The organism is Hahella sp. KA22, assembly GCF_004135205.1.
Classification (GTDB): domain Bacteria; phylum Pseudomonadota; class Gammaproteobacteria; order Pseudomonadales; family Oleiphilaceae; genus Hahella.
In genome coordinates this window covers 6,665,001-6,686,191 of record NZ_CP035490.1, presented here as the reverse complement: position 1 = coordinate 6,686,191, position 21,191 = coordinate 6,665,001, and the positions used below count along the sequence as shown (strand labels likewise).

At 52.5% G+C, this 21,191-nt stretch carries 20 protein-coding genes and 1 rRNA gene (1 of these 21 only partly in view); 10 read left to right on the top strand and 11 right to left on the bottom strand.

Annotated features, from left to right (window positions below; genetic code table 11):
• Nucleotides 1-199 precede the first annotated feature (199 nt).
• Both gluQRS and dksA read right to left on the bottom strand, forming a co-directional pair.
• Entirely contained in the window at nt 200-1,105 is a 906-nt protein-coding gene (gluQRS, locus tag EUZ85_RS29655; protein WP_127973693.1) for a tRNA glutamyl-Q(34) synthetase GluQRS, read from the bottom strand.
• A gap of 21 nt (nt 1,106-1,126) precedes the next feature.
• The gene (dksA, locus tag EUZ85_RS29650) at nt 1,127-1,567 is read right to left on the bottom strand and encodes an RNA polymerase-binding protein DksA (protein ID WP_127973692.1); all 441 of its coding nucleotides are present in this window, start codon (nt 1,565-1,567) and stop codon (nt 1,127-1,129) included.
• Nucleotides 1,568-1,783: 216 nt separating this feature from the next.
• Between dksA and sfsA the strand changes: the two genes are divergently transcribed.
• Nucleotides 1,784-2,509: a DNA/RNA nuclease SfsA gene (sfsA, locus tag EUZ85_RS29645; protein ID WP_127973691.1), complete on the top strand. Its 726-nt coding sequence runs from the start codon at nt 1,784-1,786 to the stop codon at nt 2,507-2,509.
• A 7-nt stretch (nt 2,510-2,516) separates the two neighbouring features.
• Here the strand turns inward: sfsA and EUZ85_RS29640 are convergent, their stop codons facing one another.
• From EUZ85_RS29640 to EUZ85_RS29625, 4 genes are all read right to left on the bottom strand, one after another.
• Entirely contained in the window at nt 2,517-2,864 is a 348-nt protein-coding gene (locus EUZ85_RS29640) for a Rieske (2Fe-2S) protein (RefSeq protein ID WP_127973690.1), read from the bottom strand.
• Between the two features lie 8 nt (nt 2,865-2,872).
• Nucleotides 2,873-3,664: a cyclic nucleotide-binding domain-containing protein gene (locus EUZ85_RS29635; RefSeq protein ID WP_127973689.1), complete on the bottom strand. Its 792-nt coding sequence runs from the start codon at nt 3,662-3,664 to the stop codon at nt 2,873-2,875.
• A gap of 15 nt (nt 3,665-3,679) precedes the next feature.
• Nucleotides 3,680-4,021: a pentapeptide repeat-containing protein gene (locus EUZ85_RS29630; RefSeq protein ID WP_127973688.1), complete on the bottom strand. Its 342-nt coding sequence runs from the start codon at nt 4,019-4,021 to the stop codon at nt 3,680-3,682.
• A 198-nt stretch (nt 4,022-4,219) separates the two neighbouring features.
• Nucleotides 4,220-5,794: a bifunctional aminoglycoside phosphotransferase/ATP-binding protein gene (locus EUZ85_RS29625; RefSeq protein ID WP_241566893.1), complete on the bottom strand. Its 1,575-nt coding sequence runs from the start codon at nt 5,792-5,794 to the stop codon at nt 4,220-4,222.
• 285 nt (nt 5,795-6,079) lie between these two features.
• On the opposite strand from EUZ85_RS29625, the gene mrcB reads away from it, so the two are divergent.
• The gene (gene mrcB / locus EUZ85_RS29620) at nt 6,080-8,311 is read left to right on the top strand and encodes a penicillin-binding protein 1B (RefSeq protein WP_241566892.1); all 2,232 of its coding nucleotides are present in this window, start codon (nt 6,080-6,082) and stop codon (nt 8,309-8,311) included.
• 15 nt (nt 8,312-8,326) lie between these two features.
• The gene (locus EUZ85_RS29615) at nt 8,327-8,812 is read left to right on the top strand and encodes a lipopolysaccharide assembly protein LapB (protein ID WP_127973685.1); all 486 of its coding nucleotides are present in this window, start codon (nt 8,327-8,329) and stop codon (nt 8,810-8,812) included.
• Between the two features lie 100 nt (nt 8,813-8,912).
• Here EUZ85_RS29615 and hemL read toward each other — a convergent pair whose 3' ends face one another.
• The 3 genes from hemL to EUZ85_RS29600 all read right to left on the bottom strand — a co-directional run bounded on the left by hemL (nt 8,913) and on the right by EUZ85_RS29600 (nt 12,554).
• On the bottom strand, nt 8,913-10,193 hold the full coding sequence (gene hemL / locus EUZ85_RS29610; RefSeq protein WP_127973684.1) for a glutamate-1-semialdehyde 2,1-aminomutase: 1,281 nt from the start codon (nt 10,191-10,193) through the stop codon (nt 8,913-8,915).
• Nucleotides 10,194-10,286: 93 nt separating this feature from the next.
• Complete coding sequence (gene hemJ, locus EUZ85_RS29605) at nt 10,287-10,709, bottom strand: protoporphyrinogen oxidase HemJ (RefSeq protein WP_127973683.1); 423 nt, start codon at nt 10,707-10,709, stop codon at nt 10,287-10,289.
• 39 nt (nt 10,710-10,748) lie between these two features.
• Complete coding sequence (locus EUZ85_RS29600) at nt 10,749-12,554, bottom strand: chloride channel protein (protein ID WP_206617973.1); 1,806 nt, start codon at nt 12,552-12,554, stop codon at nt 10,749-10,751.
• A 226-nt stretch (nt 12,555-12,780) separates the two neighbouring features.
• Between EUZ85_RS29600 and argC the strand changes: the two genes are divergently transcribed.
• From argC to EUZ85_RS29575, 5 genes are all read left to right on the top strand, one after another.
• Nucleotides 12,781-13,812 (top strand): N-acetyl-gamma-glutamyl-phosphate reductase, encoded by a 1,032-nt coding sequence (gene argC, locus EUZ85_RS29595; RefSeq protein WP_127973682.1) that lies wholly within the window; start codon nt 12,781-12,783, stop codon nt 13,810-13,812.
• A 167-nt stretch (nt 13,813-13,979) separates the two neighbouring features.
• Nucleotides 13,980-14,705, top strand: coding sequence for a DUF6776 family protein (locus tag EUZ85_RS29590; RefSeq protein ID WP_127973681.1), 726 nt, complete (start codon nt 13,980-13,982; stop codon nt 14,703-14,705).
• Between the two features lie 2 nt (nt 14,706-14,707).
• The gene (locus EUZ85_RS29585; protein ID WP_127973680.1) at nt 14,708-15,217 is read left to right on the top strand and encodes a polymer-forming cytoskeletal protein; all 510 of its coding nucleotides are present in this window, start codon (nt 14,708-14,710) and stop codon (nt 15,215-15,217) included.
• 107 nt (nt 15,218-15,324) lie between these two features.
• Complete coding sequence (erpA, locus tag EUZ85_RS29580) at nt 15,325-15,678, top strand: iron-sulfur cluster insertion protein ErpA (protein WP_127973679.1); 354 nt, start codon at nt 15,325-15,327, stop codon at nt 15,676-15,678.
• 12 nt (nt 15,679-15,690) lie between these two features.
• Nucleotides 15,691-16,152, top strand: a complete 462-nt coding sequence (locus EUZ85_RS29575) for a hypothetical protein (RefSeq protein ID WP_127973678.1) — start codon at nt 15,691-15,693, stop codon at nt 16,150-16,152.
• Between the two features lie 23 nt (nt 16,153-16,175).
• Here the strand turns inward: EUZ85_RS29575 and EUZ85_RS29570 are convergent, their stop codons facing one another.
• Nucleotides 16,176-17,282 carry an anhydro-N-acetylmuramic acid kinase gene (locus EUZ85_RS29570; protein WP_127973677.1) on the bottom strand — a complete coding sequence of 369 codons (1,107 nt, stop codon included), beginning with the start codon at nt 17,280-17,282 and terminating at the stop codon, nt 16,176-16,178.
• The gene (locus EUZ85_RS29565; RefSeq protein ID WP_127973676.1) at nt 17,279-18,703 is read right to left on the bottom strand and encodes an OapA family protein; all 1,425 of its coding nucleotides are present in this window, start codon (nt 18,701-18,703) and stop codon (nt 17,279-17,281) included. Before EUZ85_RS29565 ends, EUZ85_RS29570 begins: the two co-directional genes overlap by 4 nt.
• A 224-nt stretch (nt 18,704-18,927) precedes the next feature.
• Here EUZ85_RS29565 and tyrS point away from each other — a divergent pair, with 224 nt between their 5' ends.
• Entirely contained in the window at nt 18,928-20,130 is a 1,203-nt protein-coding gene (gene tyrS, locus EUZ85_RS29560; protein ID WP_127973675.1) for a tyrosine--tRNA ligase, read from the top strand.
• Nucleotides 20,131-20,482: 352 nt separating this feature from the next.
• Nucleotides 20,483-21,191, top strand: a 16S ribosomal RNA gene (locus tag EUZ85_RS29555) (it continues 826 nt past the right edge of the window).

The window sequence follows — 21,191 nt, the reverse complement described above, 5'->3', positions numbered from 1 at the left end:
TAGACGCCTAAAATCAGCAGAAACACCAAGCGATAAATATACATAGACCGCGTTACCAAAATACCCGGAAGACTAGGTTTGTCCATGTTACTGGAGGAAACGGGAGCATGCAAAATACCTTTTTGGCTTCCCAATTGTTTGTTTTCGCGCACTTATTAAATATAAGTGGGTGAAAGCAGGGTAACAGGTTTTAAGCGCCTTATGCGCCAGTTATGTCAGGCAGGGGAACGCTGCGCAGTCCATGGATCTTGTCGCGGGACCAGTTTATCGTTAGTTGTGGCAGAAGTTCCTGAGGCGTTTCAGCCTGCGCCAGCTCTGCGTTATCGATCAACAGCGCCGCTGCCGCCGCTCTGAGGTTACTCATGATTTGCCGGTTATCCAGTCCGGGGGCCAGGTTCTGCTTACTGAGTTTGGCTCCGTAAGCATCGACGACGACCGGGAAATGTCCGACTTGCGGCGACTCTTTGCTCAATGCTTTATACATTTGGTGCTGCAATGGCGTGGAGTTAAGCAAGTCGGAGCCGCGAATGATGTGGCTGATATTTTGCGCCAAGTCATCGCATACCACCGCCAGTTGGTAGGAGAAAAACCCTTCTTTACGCCGAATGACGAAATCATCCAGTTCTCCATGCAGATGGTAGGGAACGACGCCTTGTATCAGGTCATTAAAACTGTATTCTGCGTCAGTTACGGCAAATCGATAGGCGTATTCGGCGTCCGGGTTCGTTTGGCGTAAGCGACAGGCGTCCAAGTGGCGTCCGTGTCGCTCAGACAGCTCTTTGCGACTGCATGGGCAAGGGTAAGCGTGGCCGCTCGCAAGCAATTGCGCGAGTAGTTCAGTGTAGGAAGAGAGGCGTTGAGATTGATAGACAACGTTTTCGTCCCACTGCAGGCCGTGAGCCTCGAGTGTTCGCAAAATGCTGTCAGCGGAGCCGGGTACTTCCCGTAGAGGGTCGATGTCTTCAATGCGAACGAGCCAGACGCCTTGTCTGCTGCGCGCATCAAGATAGCTGGCCAGCGCGCCGACCAATGAGCCGAAGTGAAGGGGGCCTGTGGGAGAGGGCGCGAAGCGCCCTCGATAGATATCCGAAGAGACTGCCAGCATTGAGGCGCGGGCGAGGCCGGATTAGATGCCGGTTTGCTTTTCCCGAATTTCCGCCAGTGTTTTGCAATCGATACACAGTGTGGCGGTTGGGCGGGCTTCCAAACGGCGAATGCCGATTTCCACGCCGCAGGATTCACAAAAACCGTAATCTTCCCGATCAATCTGATCGATAGTCTGGTCAATTTTCTTGATCAGCTTACGCTCTCTGTCGCGAGTACGTAGTTCCAAGCTGAATTCTTCTTCCTGAGTTGCTCTATCGCTGGGGTCTGCGTAGTTGGCCGCGTCTTCTTGCATATGATGCATGGTGCGGTCTACTTCTTCCATGAGCTCTTGTTTCCAGTCCAGCAGGATCTGTTTGAAATGCTCCAGCTGAGGAGGGCTCATGTATTCTTCGTTTTCACCAATTTCATACGGAGTAAAATTCGTGAATTTACCAGCGCTACCCGCTTTTTCATTTGGCATATCTTCTGCCTCGTCTAGTCACTTCTCAAAAGTAGTGTAGGCTCCCGCGCCCGCACTGGACTTATATTTGCTAATATTCGCGATTTGTCAGGATTTAAGCGAGCGAAACATAGCAGATAACTGAACTGATCGCCAACCCTTATTTATTTCAAAGTAGCCCAATTTAATGCGATTGCTATTTTCGGGGTTTATCAGTGCGAACAAGGAGTCATTTTTTTGAAAATAGATACAGTTTCAACCCCTGGACGATTGCTGAAACGATACAAAAGGTTTCTGGCGGACATCCAGCTTCACGATGGCGGCGAGTTGACCATTCACTGCCCTAATACCGGAGCGATGACAGGGTGCGCTGAGCCGGGGAGTCTTGTGTACTACAGCGATTCCGGCAATCCCGCCCGTAAATATCGGCATACATGGGAGTTGGTGGAGACACCAGAAGGAGAGTTTGCATGCGTGAACACGGCGCGCCCAAATCAGCTGGTGGGCGAGGCCATTGACGCCGGTGTGATCAAGGAATTACAGGGATATCCTTTGAAGAAGGCGGAAGTGAAATTCGGCGATCAAAACAGCCGGGCTGATTGGATGCTTTCTGGTTCTTCCGAGCTTCCCGACTGCTATGTAGAAGTGAAAAACGTCACTCTTTGCTTGAATGGGCGCGGCTACTTTCCCGACGCCGTCAGCACGCGCGGGCAAAAGCATCTGGAAGAGCTGATGTCTGTGGTGCGAAATGGAAAGAGGGCTGCGTTGGTCTTCTGCGTTAACCACAGCGGCATTACTGTGGTGAGCCCCGCGTCACACATCGACGCCCGCTATGGGATTTTGCTGACGGAAGCCATTGAGGCGGGAGTGGAGGTGTTGGCGTATAAATCAGAAATTACGCCAGGGGAAATAAGGCTTTCCCGGAAACTAGAGGTGATTCCATTCGATCCAGAGGCGTTTTAATTCGGCGTCAGCGATGCAGGTAAAAGCGCCACTCATCGTCACCGCGCTCCATGTCCAGCCGCTGAAGGGATTGCCCCTGGCATGGGCCGCTGATGCACTCTCCAGAATGGATCAGAAATAGTGCGCCGTGTGTAGCGCAGTGAATAAATTGCCGGGCTTGATCGAGAAACTGGTCTGGCATCCACTCGAGCTCTATGCCTAAATGTGGGCAGCTATTTATGTAGGCGAAAAGGGCGTTTCGTTGCTTGACGACAAAAACGCTGTGTTCGGCTAATTGAAAGCCTCGGCTGGCGCTGTTTTCTAATTGATCCAGCTCACATGCCGGCACTGCGCCCAGCAGTTTTCGTGATGCCATGAATAAAGCTAAAGCGCAGCGGAGTCGCCAGTCAGGCGGCGGTTCAGATCGTTGATGGCCCGAGCCATATTTTCCAGTAAATGGAAGCAGGTTTCCGGATGGGCGTGAATCAGACTGACAAACTGGGATTTGGGCACAGCCATGACCGTGCATGAATTCCCCGCCACCACCGTGGCGTTGCGAGGTGCGTTGGTCAAAGCGGCGATAGCGCCGAATATTTCCCCTTCGTGCACCTCGCCGACTTCCTGATCATCAATAAAGACTTTCGCGTCGCCCATCATCATGGTGTAGACGTTGTCTGCTTCTTCACCCTGGCGAATGATGACATCCCCCGGCTTGTAGCGAGTAAACCCGGCCTGAGGGCGATGTTGTTCTTTACTGATATCGCCGTAGGAGTGGCTGAAAAGGGTCATCAGACCGACGACATAGCTTTGCCATGTGTTAGAGAGCTGCTGGTTTTCTTTCATCAGTTCCTGAAAAGCGACGGGAGAAAAGCAATCCAGCTCTACTGGATCTTCACACACATAGCTGACAGTCGCCGCTTTAATGCCGCCTTCAATACCGGCGACATCTCCAGGTTGAAGAATATAAGCCACGCGGTTATCCATGACAGCCGAGAGCATGCCGCGTCTCACCAGGCACAAATGGCCGCGGGGAATACGCCTGAACAGATCTGTGCCGGGGTACAGCTCTATATGGTTAGGGCTGGGAGGAAGCAATCTTTGCAGGCTGCGCGCGGAGCTGTTTACATATTCGAGTAGGCCTTCGACGGAGGCCACGTGTTCACCAAGTAAAAACATAGGTCCGGTTCCGGTTCAACGACGGTAGCGTAGGCGCGTGCCATGGGTGACTGACATTACAATCTCATCTGGAGACAGCTCTTCAGGAAAATAACAGCCAGAAATTTTGGTGCTGGCGATACTGGAGCCTTCCAGATCCGCTTTGCGGAAATCGATACCACGCAGATCCGCTCCACGAAAGTACGCGCCTTTAAGGTCCAGGCCTGAAGCATCAAGGCCGCGTAAATCCAGGCCACGAAAGTCACAGAGCTCAAAGCTGGGAACAGGGGATGACTGTTTCTGCTTATTGAACTCCTCGACCTTCTCAGAACGAAGCAGTTGATAAAGAGGGTGATCTATTATCTTGACCCGTTCCATTGAGCTGCACCTCCGGAAACAATTCTGCGATTGGGCGGATAACGCCGCCCTGAGTAAACGCTATTCGGGGCGCCGTTATTGTAACGACGCATAATCGCAGTATAGACAGAGGTTTAAGTCAAGTCATGTAGTGTTCCGTAACAAAACGGAACGATAAAACGACGCAATTGCAAAGAATAAGGAGCGAAGCGGCGCAGCTTATGCTGCGCCAAGACGTTGTACTAACTTTTCAGTCAGAGTATGGATGTCCTCTGAGCTATCTGTGGAGACCACAAGCACGTGAGGCAGTTCATCCTCCTGGAATGGCTCATCCCGGGTGAGCTGTTTGTGCATCACTTCCACATCCGCTTCCGCAGGATCATCGTTCTTTTCCTTGCGGCGGTTTAGACGACGTTCAATTTCGTCCAAGGGCACGCGGCAGTCCACTACAGCGAACGGGACGCCCTCTTCTTCCGCTACTTTTTCCATCTGCTGGCGTTGATCATAGCGAAGGAAGGTCGCGTCGATGATAACAGCCGCTCCACAGTGCAATAGGGCGCGAGCGGTGTCGGCGAGATGGGTGTAGGTTTTAATAGAGGCGTCTTTGTTATAGATGCCCTGATCGCTGCCGGAAGCGCCCGTGTTATCCAGATTAGAAAAGCCGAACAGGCGCTTACGCTCCACGTCCGAACGCAGGCGAATGGCGCTTAAGCGTTCCAGTAATCGAGAGGTGATGGTGGATTTACCCGTGCCGGAGACGCCGTGGGTAATGAGCAGAAAGCGTGTCGGTACATCCATATAGCTTTCCGCCAACTCCAGGTACTTGCGATATTTACGCACCTGTTCCGCTTTGGCTTCTTCGCTCAGCCCTGGGGCGCCGAGGGTAAACAGCGCCACTTTACATCGCACCATGGCGCGGTATGACTTATAGAAAGGCAACAACTCAGCGCCGACGTAATCGCCAGTAATTTCCAGGTATTTATTCAAAAACCGGTAGGACAGATGTTTCATGCCCCGATCTTCCAGATCCATCATCAGGAAGGCGAGATCGTTGTAGACATCCGTCCAGCGAAAGTCCTCGTTAAACTCAATACAGTCAAACAGAGTGACTTTATCCTCAAACAGGGTCACGTTGCCGAGATGCACATCGCCATGACATTCACGTACGAAGCCCTTGTCTTTACGCGACTGCAGAAACGGACGCAGGCGCTCGTAGGTGCTTTGCGCCCAGCCTTCGATATATTCCAGTTGCCGTAACTCCGCAGGGTCCGACAACATGGGGCGGACTTGGTCGAAGTTTTGCTGCACCGGCGCGAATACTTGCTCAGGGTCGCCAAATTCGCAGCTGCCGTCGGCGACAGCGGACTCTTGCATGTGGAAGTCCGCCAGTTGCTGGCTGAGGGCGTCCAGGTAGCGGGGCAGCTTATCAGAGTCATTGGGTAGCTTGCTCAGCAGGTCTTCAGGGTTGAACTGCTTCATTTTGACGGCGTATTCGATCACGTCTCCATCGCCATCAATGGAGGGCTCCGCCTCCGAACCGGTAATTCTGACCAGCCCTTGGTAAATCTCCGGCGCAAGACGGCGATTAAGTCGCAGTTCTTCCTCGCAATAGAAACGGCGGCGCTCCAGATCTGTGAAATTAAGAAAGCCGAAATCCATGGGTTTCTTGATTTTGTAGGCGTATGGCCCGGTCAGAATGACCCAGGAAATATGAGTTTCGACGAGTTGAAACTGTGTGACGGGATGTCCATAGACTGCCGGATCCTGCAGCGCTTTAATTAAGCTCTCGCTCACGCGTCGCTCCTTCTTATTTAATATTGCGAGGGTTTCATGCCACTGATTGCTGAAATTGGTTATGATAACCGCCGCGACCGCCCGAAAAACAATCATCTGGCGCACATCTAACGTCCTGAAACAACGCGTTTCAACGAGAATAAAAGGCAGCCGCGCCAGCAGACTAGAGCTTAAACCATCTACATTCCCATGTCGAAACCTAAAACAGCCCGCAAGCCTGCAAATAAGCGGCCCGGCAAGAAAAAGACAGCACCAAAAAGACGCATTCTTTCGATCCTTTTTAAAGTGACTTTGGTCCTCTCCGTATTACTGGTGATCTGGACCATTTATCTGGATGCGACCGTAAGAGAAAAGTTCGAAGGTAAACGCTGGCAGCTACCCGCCCAGGTGTTCGCCCGCCCCATGGAGTTCTTTCCTGGCCAGAACTACACCCGAGGACAGGTTGAGGAAGAGCTGAAGAGCCTGGGATACCGGCGTACGGATCGTCCGGGGCAACCGGGAACTTATTCCATGTCTTCCAGCGCGCTGGAAGTATACAGCCGTTCGTTTAAGTTTCCCGATGGCGATCAGAAAGCTCAGAAGTTTCGTCTGGATTTTGATGGCCAGGGCGTTAGTCGGGTAAGCGCCAGTGGGACGGATACGAACTGGTCCAGACTTGAGCCGGTGGTTATTGGCGGCATTTATCCCGCCCAGCATGAAGACCGTTTACTGGTTAGCCTTAAAGAGGTTCCGGATAGTTTAAAGAAGGCGCTGGTGGCGGTTGAGGATAAGAACTTCTACTCCCACTTCGGCGTATCGCCTCTATCTATAATGCGGGCGACCTGGGTGAATATTCGCGCTGGACGCGTCGTACAGGGCGGCAGTACGCTGACGCAGCAGTTGGTGAAGAACTTTTACTTATCCAGCGATCAGACGATTTGGCGCAAGTTCAACGAGGCCATTATGGCTGTGTTGCTGGAGTGGCACTACGAGAAAGACGAGATTCTGGAAGCCTACTGTAACGAGATCTTCCTGGGCCAGGCCGGCGCTCGCGCTATTCACGGCTTTGGCATGGCCAGCCAGTTCTACTTTGGCGTGCCGGTGCAGGATTTGACGCCGGAAAAATCCGCGCTGCTGGTGGCGATCGTCAAAGGCGCTTCTTATTACAACCCGCGCAAACATCCCGAGCGTGCGCAGAAGCGCCGCGACTTGGTGCTGCAGATGATGGCTGACGGCGGGGTGATCTCCAATGAGCAAAGCATTGGCTTTAAAAATCGCCCGCTGGGTGTGGTGACGCAGCCGCGATATTCCGACAGTCTCTACCCGGCTTTCATGGATTTGGTCCGTCAACAGTTGGATAAAGATTATCGTGAAGAGGACTTACAGTCTGAAGGGCTGCGGATTTTCACCACCCTTGATCCGCTGATCCAGTCGCAAGCTGAATCGGCGTTAAGTAAAACGGTGAAAGGGTTGGAGCGTAATAAGGCCAACCAAGGCTTGCAAGGCGCTTTGGTGTCCACTGCGCTGGACAGTGGTGAGGTTGTCGCTTTGGTTGGCGGCAAAGACGCGCAGTTCGCCGGTTTTAATCGGGCGCTTGAAGCGAAGCGGCAGATCGGCTCTTTGATCAAGCCTGTCATCGCGCTGACGGCTTTGCAGGAGAAGGATAAGTACACACTGGCGACGCCGATCAAAGACGAAGCCTTTTCGATCAAGTTTGAGAATGGCGATGTATGGGCTCCGCAGAACTATGACAAGCAAACTCATGGTGAGGTGACCTTGCAGCATGCGTTGGCGCACTCACTAAACCTGGCTAATGTTCGTTTGGGACTGGAGCTGGGCGTACCGGCGGTATTGGATCAAGTACGCAAACTTGGCGTGGAGACGGATGCCGCGCCATATCCGTCAGTGCTGCTTGGGGCGTTGAATTTGACGCCGCTTCAGGTCGCTCATTTGTATCAAAACCTGGCCTCCACCGGATTTGATACGCCTTTGCGGGCAATTCGCGCGGTGACGAAACCCGATGGCGAATTGCTGACAAGATATCCTTTTGATACTCATCAGGTTGTTGATCCAGCGTCGACTTATTTGCTCCAATACGCCATGTTCGATGTCATGCGTGAAGGCACGGGCCGACGCGTCTATCAGCGCTTTCCGGAAGACTATTCCGTGGCGGGTAAAACAGGCACGACCGATGACTACCGCGACAGTTGGTTTGTCGGCTTTAATGGGCAATACCAGACGACTGTGTGGCTGGGTAAGGACGATAACAGCGTGACTCGTCTGACAGGGGCGTCCGGCGCTTTGGAAGTCTGGATGAATCTGTATCAGCGATTGCCTCAGGTGTCCTTCGTACCCACAACCCCGGAGACGGTGGAATGGGTGTGGGTGGATAGCGCCACGGGTAAAAAGTCGGACGAAGGGTGTGACGGCTCTGTCGCCATGCCTTTCCAGCGCGGTAGCGCGCCTGTCGAAGAGGTGGCCTGCGTCGGACGCGATAATGCACTGCAGCGTTGGCTGCGTAGCTGGTGGGATGGTTAATACCGGGGAATAATAATGATGCGATTGCTGAATAGAGTTTGTGTGTTGGGAATCTTGGCGGTGATGACCGGTTGCGGGGTGAACCCTTATCGCAGCGCGACGACGGAGACGGGTCCAGAGACGACGCAACCTTCAACGCCGGCGACAGAAACGGCTGCGCCGCAGCAACCGGATCGCACGGGGCGGCCGGTTTCACCCCCGGTGCGTATTTCCCGGGTAGAGCCCACACCAGCGGCTCGCCAAATGCTGGCGAATGCTGAGACTGCCGCTCGCGAAGGGCGCTACGACCAGGCGATGCTGATGGTGGAGAGGGCGCAACGTATGTCGCCGAAGGCTGGCGATGTTTATCTGGTGATGGCGCGCTTGCACTACGAGCAGCAACGCTACGCCAAATCTGAGCAACTGTGCCTGAAGGCGTTGTCTTTGGCGGGCGATGATAAAGCGTTCAAGGAGTCCGCTATGTACTCTCTGGATAAAGCGCGTCAGGCGCAAGGTAAGTAAGCGGGAATTTATCGGGCCTGAAAAAGGGAAGCGGTTAAGGCTTCCCCATAAGTCAGGGCTGACTTTGAAGATAACGGCGGGACATTCCCGCCGCTCAGCATTACATTGAGGCGAACAGGCTGGAGGCTGCATCCAGCGTCGCTTGGATGTCCTCGTCGGAGTGCGCTGCGCTGACAAATCCCGCCTCATAAGCGGATGGCGCCAGGTACACGCCTTTATCCAGCATGCCGTGGTAGAACTTGCGGAAACGCTCCAGATCACAGCGGGTGACTTGGTCAAAGCGGGAAACTTTCTTCTCTTCACTGAAAAAGAAGCCGAACATGCCGCCAACCTGATTGATGGTCAGGGGAACGCCAGCTGCTTGTGCGCGCTCTTGTAAACCTTTCGCCAGCGCTTCAGTTTTTGCGGTCAGTGCGTCGTAAAAGCCTGGCTCACTGATCTTGTTCAGCATGGTCAAGCCACAAGCCATGGCCAGAGGATTGCCGGACAACGTTCCCGCCTGATAAACCGGGCCCAATGGGGCGATGTGCGACATGACGTCACGGCGACCGCCGAATGCGCCAACCGGCAGACCGGCGCCGATTACCTTGCCTAGCGTGGTCAAGTCGGGTTTGACGCCATAAACCTGCTGAGCTCCGCCCAGAGCGACGCGGAAACCGGTCATGACTTCATCGAAAATCAAGATTGATCCATGCTCGTCACAGACAGTGCGCAGTGTTTCCAGAAAGCCGGGCTCGGGCGGGATGCAATTCATATTGCCGGCGACAGGCTCAACGATAATCGCGGCGATTTCATCTCCGTGGCGGGCGAAAACTTCCCTGACCATGACCGCATCGTTGTAAGTCAAAGTAAGCGTGTGTTCCGCCACGCTGGCGGGAACGCCGGGGGAGTCGGGTATGCCCAGGGTCAGCGCGCCGGAGCCTGCTTTCACTAGTAGGGAGTCAGCGTGGCCATGATAACAGCCTTCGAATTTAACGATCTTGTCTCTTCCGGTGAACCCTCGCGCCAGACGGATGGCGCTCATGGTTGCCTCGGTGCCGGAGTTCACCATCCGCACCATCTCAATGGAGGGAACCAGCTCGCAGACTTTTTCCGCCATGTCGATTTCGATGCGAGTAGGAGCGCCGAAACCCAGGCCATTGACGAGTTGGCGCTCCAAAGCCTGACGTACGTCAGGATGGGCGTGACCCAGAATCATTGGACCCCAGGAGCCGACATAATCGATATAGCGCTTATCGTCCTCATCGTATAGATACGCCCCTTCGCCTTTGCTGAAGAATACCGGGGCTCCGCCGACACCGCGAAACGCCCGCACCGGCGAATTAACGCCGCCGGGGATATGTTGCTGGGCTCGGCTGAAAAGTTCTTCTGAGATAGTCATGCCTGTTCCTGTATCTATGGCTTAAAAAGGACAAATTATGTTGCGCATTGTCGGAACTCCGGATGGGGAATGCAAATACCGGAATTCCTGCGCTTAAAAAGGACGCACCACCACCATAATGACCACGCCGACCAACACCAGTACAGGGGCTTCATTGAGCCAGCGATAAAAAACATGGCTGCGTTGGTTACGGTCTTCTTTGAATACTTTTAACAGATGCCCACAGTAAAAGTGGTAGCCGATCAAGGCGACGACCATTGTCAGTTTGGCGTGCATCCAGCCCATGGCGAGATAGCCCGAAAAATTATATGACAGCAGCCACAGACCCAAGATTACAGTAATGACCATGGACGGGGTAGCTATGCCGCGATACAGCTTGCGCTCCATGATTTTGAAGCGCTCCTTGCTGATTTGATCCTCGCTCATGGCGTGATAGACGAACAGGCGCGGCAGGTAAAAAATGCCGGCGAACCAGCACACCATGGCGATAATATGAAAGGCTTTTATCCAAAGCATGCTGCGCTCCTTGTTCTGCTTGATCGCATAAGTAAATGCTTATTTGCTTTTGTACTGGTAGTAAGATTCCAGGTCCGCGCGGGTGATCACACCAATAATGGGTTTGATCAGTGGGGCGGTTGTACGCTCGACATAGAGGGCTTCCACCCCAGTGGCGTTCAGTCGATCCAGCGCTTCTTCCAGGGTGGCCTGGACATGCAGGGACGCCACATCTCGCCGCTGCGCGGGGATACTGAGCAAGTCCAGAGACGCCTCTTCGGCGTTAAACTCGGGCTTGCCTTCTTCTTCCGTCAGATAGCGGGCCAAATCCGCAGCAGGCAGAATGGCGCGTGGGCCGCCTTCACTCTCGATGATGATCCAGCGCGGTTCTGTGCGCAGCAGCTCTTTCGCCTCACCCCATACTAGCTTCTGCTGTGAACGCTTGATGCCTCTCTCCATGATGGCTCCCACCGCTACACGACGCAGAGCCAAAGTTAGCGGCTCCGCACGATAATCCAGCCCCTGTAATTGCAGGATGGTCAGAAACACCGAGCGCTGTCGAAAGTAGTGGGAAGCGATCAAGCTGGACACGATGATGATCAACATCGCAGGGAGAATGACGTTGGGGTTTCGGGTCAACTCGATCACCGCCATGATTGCGGCCAACGGCGCTTGTAGAACGGAACCCATCATGGCGCCCATACCCAGCACGGCGTAAAACCCAGGCTCTGAGGCCAGGGTCGGCATCAGCATGTTCGCCAGAACTCCGAGCGCCCCTCCGAGGGTCGCCCCGATAAACAGGGTGGGGCCGATAATCCCGCTTGGCATGCCCAGTCCGATGGTCGTTGCGGTAACAAGCAGCTTCGCCAGGGCGATGGTCAGAAGCAGCAGGAAACCAATGTTGCCGGCGATGGCGTCATTAACGGTGTCGTAACCAATACCCATGACTTGAGGTAGCGCCAATGCGGCCAGACCAGTCATGAGCCCTGCCGCTAATAAACGCCAAAGAATAGGCGTTTTCACCTTTTCCGTGGTTTGGCTGATGATTTTGACGAACAGAGCCGAGCACATGCCGATCAGTATGGCGACAGCCACAATGTAAGGCAGTTCCACCAGAGAGTTCAGACTGAAGTTAGGGACGATAAAGGCCGGATCATCGCCATAGACAGGTTGAGATACGACGGCGGCGGTCACCGCCGCCAGAATAATCGGCGTAAAGCCATTAATAGTGTATTCCAGCATGACGACCTCCATCGCAAAGATGACGCCAGCGATAGGGGTGTTAAAGGATGCGGACACGGCCGCAGCGGCGCCACAGCCCACCAGCATTCGGATACTGTTATTAGGGAGCCCCATCCATTGGCCCAACAAGCTGGAACTGGTGGCGCCAAGATGCACGGCGGGGCCTTCCCGACCAGCGCTTTGTCCCGTGGCCAGAGTGGCGACGCCGCAGAAAAACTGCAGTAGTCCGCTACGCAGGGAAATATATCCCTGGTGGTATCCCAGTCGCTCCATGACGTGAGTGACGCCGACTTTGCGCTGTTGTACACCCAGTCGCATCAACCATAGGGCGAGAATGAGCGAGCCAACGATTGGCAGGCAGAACTGCATCAGCGGCGTTAGTTGCTCAAAGTTCTCCGCGCTGTCGCCGGGTAAAAGGTAACCGAGAGGAAGTTCAATGGCCGCTCGAAACAAGAGGATGACTAAGCCAGTGGCCAAGCCGGATAGAAAACCCAACAGCGCCAGTTGCGGTAGCGCCTCATAGCTGGCGACGCGGCGGCGGAAAGACTGGAATAGCAAGTCCAGTTTGAGAGCCAGCGCGGAGACCTGTTGTTTTTGCGTCTTCTTCCCGTTTGGTTTGAGCACAAACCTCTCCCATTCAAACTTGTTGCTGAGTTTGCTCGACAGGTGATGCAGCCATGGCTTATAGCCAGAGGGTGGAATGTAATAGCGCCGCCCGCAATTCAGGAAAGCTGACTCTGCGCGGGTGTCGGAAAGCTGCTAGTATAGCGAATTTATTAGAGTATTGTCCGGCGCGGCACACGGCTGTGCGGGGAAATTGGTTCGGCATTTAGCGGAGGTCAGTAAGCTCGTGGTTAAAATTGGCATTGTCGGCGGCACTGGATATACCGGCGTTGAGTTGATCAGGTTACTGTCGGCTCATCCTAAGGCGGAAGTGGCGGTAGTAACCTCGCGAGGAGACGCCGGCGTTCCTGTTGCGGAAATGTTCCCCAATTTACGCGGTTTCACAGACTTACGCTTTAGCGCCCCTGATGTCGAAGAGCTGTCAAAGTGCGATCTGGTGTATTTCGCCACCCCCCATGGCGTCGCCCTTGAAATGGTTCCGCAATTGCTGGCTAAAGGAACGCGGGTGGTGGATTTGGGGGCGGACTTCCGCATCCGTGATGCGGAATTGTGGAGTCGTTGGTATGGGCTGCCTCATACCGCGCCCGAAGCGCTGGCGGAAGCTGTCTACGGCTTACCGGAGATGAACCGGTCGGCGATCAAGTCCGCTCGACTCGTCGCTAATCCAGGATGTTATCCCACAGCAGTCCAGTTAGGTTTCTTGCCTCTGTTAAGCAAAGGTCTGGTGGATACACAGCGTCTGATCGCAGACGCCAAGTCCGGCGTGAGCGGCGCAGGAAGGCAAGGCAAAATCGCTAACTTACTGTGTGAAGTCAGCGAGAGTTTTAAGGCCTATGGCGCATCAGGACATCGCCATCTACCGGAAATTAAACAGGGGCTCAGTTTGGCGGCTAACGAACCGGTCGGTTTGACGTTTGTGCCTCACCTTGTGCCAATGATCCGGGGCATAGAAGCCACTTTGTATGCGGAGCTGAAGCAGGATAATGACGATCTGCAGGCGCTGTTTGAGTCGTTTTACGCCAATGAACCTTTTGTCGATGTGATGCCGTTTGGCAGCCTGCCAGAGACGCGTTCGGTAAGAGGCTCTAACCTGTGTCGCATCTCATTACATCGGCAACCTGAATCTAACGTGGTGATTGTGCTCTCAGTGATCGATAATCTAGTGAAGGGCGCGGCAGGTCAGGCCGTACAAAATATGAATATTATGCTGGGGTTGCCAGAGACAGCGGGATTGAATCTCATCGCGGCGCTGCCTTGATCCTGTCCTGAGCGCCCGCTGAAAAGGCGTATTTCAAGCCAAATGCGTGACGGTGTTTGGCTTGCTACCTAAATTCACAAAAAATAACTTTGCCGACAATGAGTTAGTAGAGAATACTAAAACGGCGCGTAAGGTTATGGACACTTCAGAATCGGTATCAATCGTCAATGTCTACCAATGCAAACGAAAAACTGGTCGTCGTACCTTACCGCCCGGGAGAAACGCTTAAAAAACGGGCTCTGGCATGGCTGGCTATTATCATCAGCATTACTGGCGGCATCGCCATGGGATGGTATTTCTCTGACCTGAGAAAGGAAAAGCTGGGCTCAAAAAATCAAGAGCTCACCCGGATGCTGGTTATAGCGGAAAGGCGCGCCACTGAGCTAGCGCAACAGGTGGCTAACCTGGAGCGAGGCAAAGCGATTGATCAGGCCGCCAGCACGGATGTGCTGAAGACCATTCGTGACTTGGAAAGCGCGAACTTGCAACTGCGTGAGGATATTGCTTTTTACAAGACCATCATGGCTCCCTCCGATGAGGATACCGGTCTGCAGGTTCAGCGTATGGAAATTCGCCCTACGCGGGAAAATCGAAGGTTTCAGTATAAACTTGTATTAACGCAAGTGGCTGACAACAAAACCTACATCCAAGGCGTTGTGGCGGTGAACCTGATCGGAGTCAAGGGTGGCGAAAAAGAGATATTGCCGTTGCGGGATGTCGATGGAGCCGAGGAGTTGGGGGTTAAGTTCAGATTTCGTTATTTCCAGGATCTTACTGGAGAAATGGAGTTGCCGGAAGGCTTCGTTCCTGAGCAGATTCAGGTAGTGGCGCAATCAACCGGGAAAAAAGCAACGAAAATAGAAAGAACCTTCGATTGGAAGGTCGGGGAGTAAGAATGTTCGGGAAAAAGAAAACCAAATCAAAAAACGTCAATGGCGGGCACTTCGATACGCTGATTTCACGCAGCACGGAAATCAAAGGCGATCTGCAGTTTACCGGCGGTCTGCACATTGACGGTAAAATACTGGGCAAGATTAAGGCTGATACGACGGATGAAGACGCCATTGTGCGAGTCAGCGATGTCGGTGAAGTGAATGGCGACGTCATTGCGCCGCACATCATCATCAACGGCAAAGTGAACGGTGATGTCTACTCTTCGGAGCATATCGAGCTGGCGCCGAAAGCTTCTATCACTGGCAACGTTTATTACAACCTGATCGAAATGGCGATGGGCGCGGAAGTGAACGGTAATTTGGTTCATAGCAAAGAAAGCGTTTCAACCGCCACGGTGACGGCTACGGATAAATCCGGACAGAAGAAAGCGGCGAAAGAAGATAAAAAAGCAGGTAAGACTCAGGACGGCACTGGCGATCAACCTGAGCTGATCAACTTGGCGAGTCACTGATATAGTTGACCGATTAAGTAGGATAAATAGATAATTCACGTTGTATCCTACTTTTTTTAATTGCCGAGTATAGAGCGCTTGCAACAAAAGTTGCGGCGGGAGGAACTATGAGCGTCGCTGAGACATATGAACCAACCCCTATAATCTTCACTGATAACGCTGCTGCGAAGGTGAAGTCTCTGATTGAGGATGAGGGGAATGATGAGCTGAGCCTGCGTGTTTTTGTTACCGGAGGTGGCTGTTCAGGGTTTCAGTATGGTTTCTCTTTTGATGAAGCCGTAAATGAAGACGACACGATTGTCGAAAAAGACGGCGTGCGTTTGGTTGTGGACTCGCTTAGCTACCAATACCTTGTCGGTGCGGAAGTTGATTTTCGTGAAGGTTTGGAAGGCGCGCAGTTCGTTATTAAGAATCCTAATGCTGCGACCACCTGTGGCTGCGGCAGCTCCTTCTCTATATAAAGGATCAGATATATGCAGTTCAGCCGCTATTTAACACTTCTGTGGCTGACTGTTTTCTGTTTCTCTCTACATGCAGCGGACAGGCCTGAAACCAGTCCCGCCATCGCAACCGATTCTCTGAACTATCTGGCGAAGATCGAGCTTCATACGCCAGAGGAAATTGCCGAGTTGTTTGAACGGGCCTCCAAACTGCTGGAGGGAGAGAACGGTTACTCTCTTGGCAGTCCCATCGCCTTTGTCCTGCATGGACCTGAAGTCGAGTATTTCGCCAAAATGAATTACCCAGAGTTCAAATCTATCGTAGACAAAGCCGCGCAATTAGATGCTTTTCGCGTGATTGACGTGAGAGTGTGCAACACCTATTTGCGCATACACAATATTGATCGCAGTGCATTGCCGCCCTTTGTCGAAATAGTGCCTTATGGTCCCGCGGAAGAAAAAAAGCTGAAAGAGAAAGGCTACGTGGACTTCTAGTCTGGGCTAATCACCACAAGCTATCAGGCGGGGTAAATCGCCCCTAATATCCTCTTCCCTTGAGCGCGAGTTACCGCTGGGATATTGCCCGGCAACCCATCTAATGTTCGCTTCGCCAGCCAGGCGAAAGCCATTGCTTCCATGAAATCTGGATCGATGCCTGCGCTGTCGGTCCCCTGCAACAAAACGTGGGGCAGATGATGACGAAGTCTTTCCATCAAAAAAAGATTATGCACGCCGCCGCCGCAGACAAAGAGGTGAGTGAGAGTGTGGACGTTTAGAGCTTCGCAGATGGTTTGGGCGGTCAGTTCAGTGAGTGTCGCCAGAATATCTCTATCGCTAACAGATGGAGCCTTCTGCAGGTTGGTCTGCAGCCAGTCATGATTAAACAGCTCCCGACCTGTGCTCTTGGGAGCTGGGAGAGAGAAGAAAGGCTCCCTTTTCATTTCCTGCAGTAATGCGTGGTTAATCGATCCCGTCCTGGCTATTTGTCCGCCTTGGTCGCAATTCAGTTGGAAGGCATGCGAACACCAGGCATCCATGAGCATGTTGCCTGGTCCACAATCAAAACCAACAACGGAGTTGGTTGCTTCCGACCATTGAGTGATGTTAGCGATGCCGCCGATATTAACGACGGCGCAATTGGGAAAACGATTCTGTAAAGCATGCAGATGGAATGCTGGCGCCAGAGGCGCGCCTTCGCCGCCCGCTGCGATATCTCTGCGGCGAAAGTCCGCAACAACGGTGATTCCTGTTTTCTCAGCCAGTAGACTGGGGTTGGCGAGCTGGCAAGTGTATGGCCAACTTGCTGCTGGTCGATGTCGGATGGTTTGACCGTGGCAGCCGATTGCGCGAATGCGGCATCTATCGATGTCGGAGCTGATAAGAAGGGTGTTTATTGCGTCGGCGTATAGCAAGGTTAGCTGGCTTTCGGCTGTGAATAATTCGTCTGGACGCCAGCTGTCAGCGACAGCAAGGTTATGAAGTTTAGACTTCAGATCAGAAGGAAATGGCGTAAAGGAGGTTGCGACGGTTTCGGGAATTTCGCCCTGGAATTTCGCCAGGGCTGCATCAACACCATCCAGGCTGGTGCCGGACATGAGTCCGGCGAATATTTCCTGATCGTTCATAAGTCCGCGTTGTCGGAGCTTAGACTGTCTCGTTTTGCGACCTGATAACTGTCAGAGTAGGCCTGCATTTGGGCCAGTGCCGTTTGGGCCTGTTCTTTAAAGCGAGACATTTCATTGCTGGCGACAGGTTGCGCATGAGGGAACTTCACTGTTACCGGGTTTTTGTGTACGCCGTTGACGCGGAACTCATAGTGCAGGTGGGGTCCTGTCGCCAAACCTGAGCTGCCTACATAACCAATAACTTGTCCTTGGTTTATGCGCTTGCCGTTTTTGATGCCGCGAGCAAATCCTTTCATATGAGCGTAGAGAGTGGTAATGGATTGACCATGCTGCAGAATCACTACGTTACCGTAACCTCCCTTGCGGCCGGCGAAAATCACCTTGCCGTCTCCACTCGCCTTTATAGGGGTGCCGCGCCCAGCTGCGTAGTCGGTGCCTTTATGTGCACGGAACTTATGCAGAACAGGATGTTTACGTTGCAAGTTGAAGTGGGAGGATATACGAGCGAAATCTATCGGTGTGCGTAAAAATGCTTTTTTCAGGCTCTTCCCATCTGGGGTGAAATAGCCCGTTTTGCCTTCCTGGTCTTCATAGCGCACTGCAGTGAATGTTTCACCTTGGTTTGTGAACTCAGCGGCAAGGATATTGCCATTGGAGATCTTTTTGCCATCAAGGAAAAGCTCTTCATAAACCAGCTTGAACGAGTCGCCACTGCGAATGTCCAGCACGAAGTCAACATCCCAGCCAAAAATGTTTGCCAAATCCATGATCAGGCTGTCAGGAAGGCCGGCATTTTTAGCGTCAATGAACAGCGCCGATTTAATCACGCCTTCAGCGTAAGCGGTCTGAACATCTGGCTTGAGAACGACTTTCTCAAGCTCGAATTTATTGTCAGCGTTGGCGTTTATCAGCCAGTTTTCCAGCTGGCTACGGTGAATACGCAGCGCGCTAAGTTTGTTTTCCGAGTTGAATGCAAAATCCAGCTTTTCTCCAGGAAAAATCTGAGTCCATTCTTTACCGGGAATATCGTCCACCATCTGCGCCAGTTCGGCGCTGGAAGCTCCGGCTCTTTTAAATAAGCTGGACAGGCTGTCGCCGTTCTTGACCTCAAACTCATTCCAGGCGATTTCTGGTTCGGCTGCGGCAGTTGGGGCGGGTGTCTCAGTGACTTGCTCTACTGCTGAGGGAACCAGTGGTTTAATCTTTGTGGGGGCTGTGGTTTCGGGCAAGTCCGCAATAGGACTGCTGGAATCAGCTTGGCTTGAGGGCTGGCCATCTAAAGGAATGTTTAAGGTAATGCGGCCTGCCGCTGTTTGCTCGGATGGGCTAAGAATGAGCGCTGATCCGAGCATAGATCCTGCAGCCGCGACCGCCAGGAAATGTATCCGTGAGAACTTGGGTAATATTTTCTTAATTAACATCGAAGGTTAAGTCCAGATGTTTGTAAAAAACTTTAACTATAGAGTATAAGCGTTTTTGGAAACTGTGCATATATCAAACAGTTTGGCTGGCGAAAAATGCTGCTATACTATCGCGCCCCCGGGTCATATTAAAGCCGTTGCCTGGTGCTGCGTTCGTGACAAGGGTCATGAATATCGATTACTAAGTGTTAATAGCGTAACAAGTTGCAAATAGGGCGTCTGTAATGCCATCTGTAGAAGAGTCTTTAGCGCTGATAAAGCGCGGTGCGGAAGAAATTATTCAGGAAGAAGGATTGATCGAAAAGTTAAAAAGGGGAGAGCCGCTCAGGATCAAAGCGGGCTTCGATCCGACTGCGCCTGATTTACATTTAGGGCATACGGTTCTTATTAATAAGTTGCGTCAGTTTCAGGACCTGGGGCATCAGGTCATTTTCCTGATTGGCGACTTTACGGGGATGATCGGAGATCCTACTGGCAAGAGCGCCACTCGTCCTCCATTAACGAAAGACGATGTGGCTCGAAACGCTCAGACATATAAAGAACAGGTGTTCAAAATTTTGGACCCGCAAAAAACGGAAGTTCGCTTTAACAGTGAATGGATGGATAAGCTCTCTGCGGCGGACATGATTCGTTTGGCGGGTCAATATACCGTTGCGCGTATGCTTGAGCGCGACGACTTTCACAAGCGCTACCACAATGAGCAGTCGATCTCTATCCATGAGTTTCTCTACCCGTTAGTGCAGGGGTATGACTCTGTTGCTTTGCGCGCTGACGTTGAACTGGGTGGAACTGACCAGAAGTTTAATTTGTTGATGGGGCGTATGCTGCAGAAGCATTACGACCAAGAGCCTCAGGTAATCATGACAATGCCGATCCTTGAAGGTCTGGACGGTGTGCAAAAAATGTCGAAGTCTCTGGGCAACTATATCGGCGTTAATGATCTGCCTGGAGAGATGTTCAGTAAGCTGCTGTCTATCCCTGACGAATTAATGTGGCGCTACTTCGAACTCTTAAGTTTTCGGGATATGGCGGAAATTGAAGATTTTAAAGTGCAGGTTAACGCTGGAGAAAACCCTCAAAACATCAAGCGGCTGCTTGCTGAAGAGATTGTTGCTCGTTTTCATGGTGGCGAGGCTGCGCAAAGTGCGCATAAATCAGCGGGCAATCAAGTTAAGCTGGGAGAGATCCCGGAGAACGTGCCTGCCGTTCATATAGAAGAAAGCGATGACCAGACGGAGTTTTCCATATCTTATATTCTTCGCAGAGCCGACTTGGTGAAGAATGGCGCAGCGGCGAAAGATGTTCTGGGTCGAGGTGCAGTGTTTGTGGATGGCGCGCTGGTGGACTCGAGCTTTATGGTGCAAAGAGGAAGCGAGCACGTGATTCAGGCGGGTAAGAAGAAGATAGCGCAGGTTTTTGTGAAATAACGAAAATAGTGCTTGCGCGAAATTAGTGGGTGCGTATAATGCGCCCCACTTCGACGGGGAAGCCGGTCGGAGGGGAGGGAAAGAGCTGGTTCGAAAGAGTCGGCGGCGCTAAAAAGGAGTTGACACTGAGAAACGAAAGTGTAGAATGCGCGCCTCGGTCGGAGAGAGTCTCCGGAAGAGAAAGTTCTTTAAAAAGTTAATCAAGTAATTTGTTGTGGGCGCTAACTGAGGCGGATCTGGAAAGATTAAGTCTTAAGTTAGTGACTCGTACAATTCATGGGTGAGCAATCACTCAAGAGTACAGTAGTTTTAACTTGAGCAAGATTAAGAATCTTAATGATTCACACTCTTTAAACTGAAGAGTTTGATCATGGCTCAGATTGAACGCTGGCGGCAGGCTTAACACATGCAAGTCGAGCGGTAACAGTCCTTCGGGAGCTGACGAGCGGCGGACGGGTGAGTAATGCATAGGAATCTGCCTGTTAGAGGGGGATAGCCCGGGGAAACTCGGATTAATACCGCATACGCCCTACGGGGGAAAGCAGGGGATCTTCGGACCTTGCGCTAACAGATGAGCCTATGTCGGATTAGCTAGTTGGTAGGGTAAGAGCCTACCAAGGCGACGATCCGTAACTGGTCTGAGAGGATGATCAGTCACACTGGAACTGAGACACGGTCCAGACTCCTACGGGAGGCAGCAGTGGGGAATATTGGACAATGGGGGCAACCCTGATCCAGCCATGCCGCGTGTGTGAAGAAGGCCTTCGGGTTGTAAAGCACTTTCAGTGGGGAGGAAAGGGCAGTTGCTAATATCAGCTGCAGTTGACGTTACCCACAGAAGAAGCACCGGCAAACTCCGTGCCAGCAGCCGCGGTAATACGGAGGGTGCGAGCGTTAATCGGAATTACTGGGCGTAAAGCGCGCGTAGGCGGTTGCTTAAGCTAGATGTGAAATCCCCGGGCTCAACCTGGGAACTGCATTTAGAACTGGGCGACTAGAGTTTTGGAGAGGAGGGTAGAATTCCAGGTGTAGCGGTGAAATGCGTAGAGATCTGGAGGAAT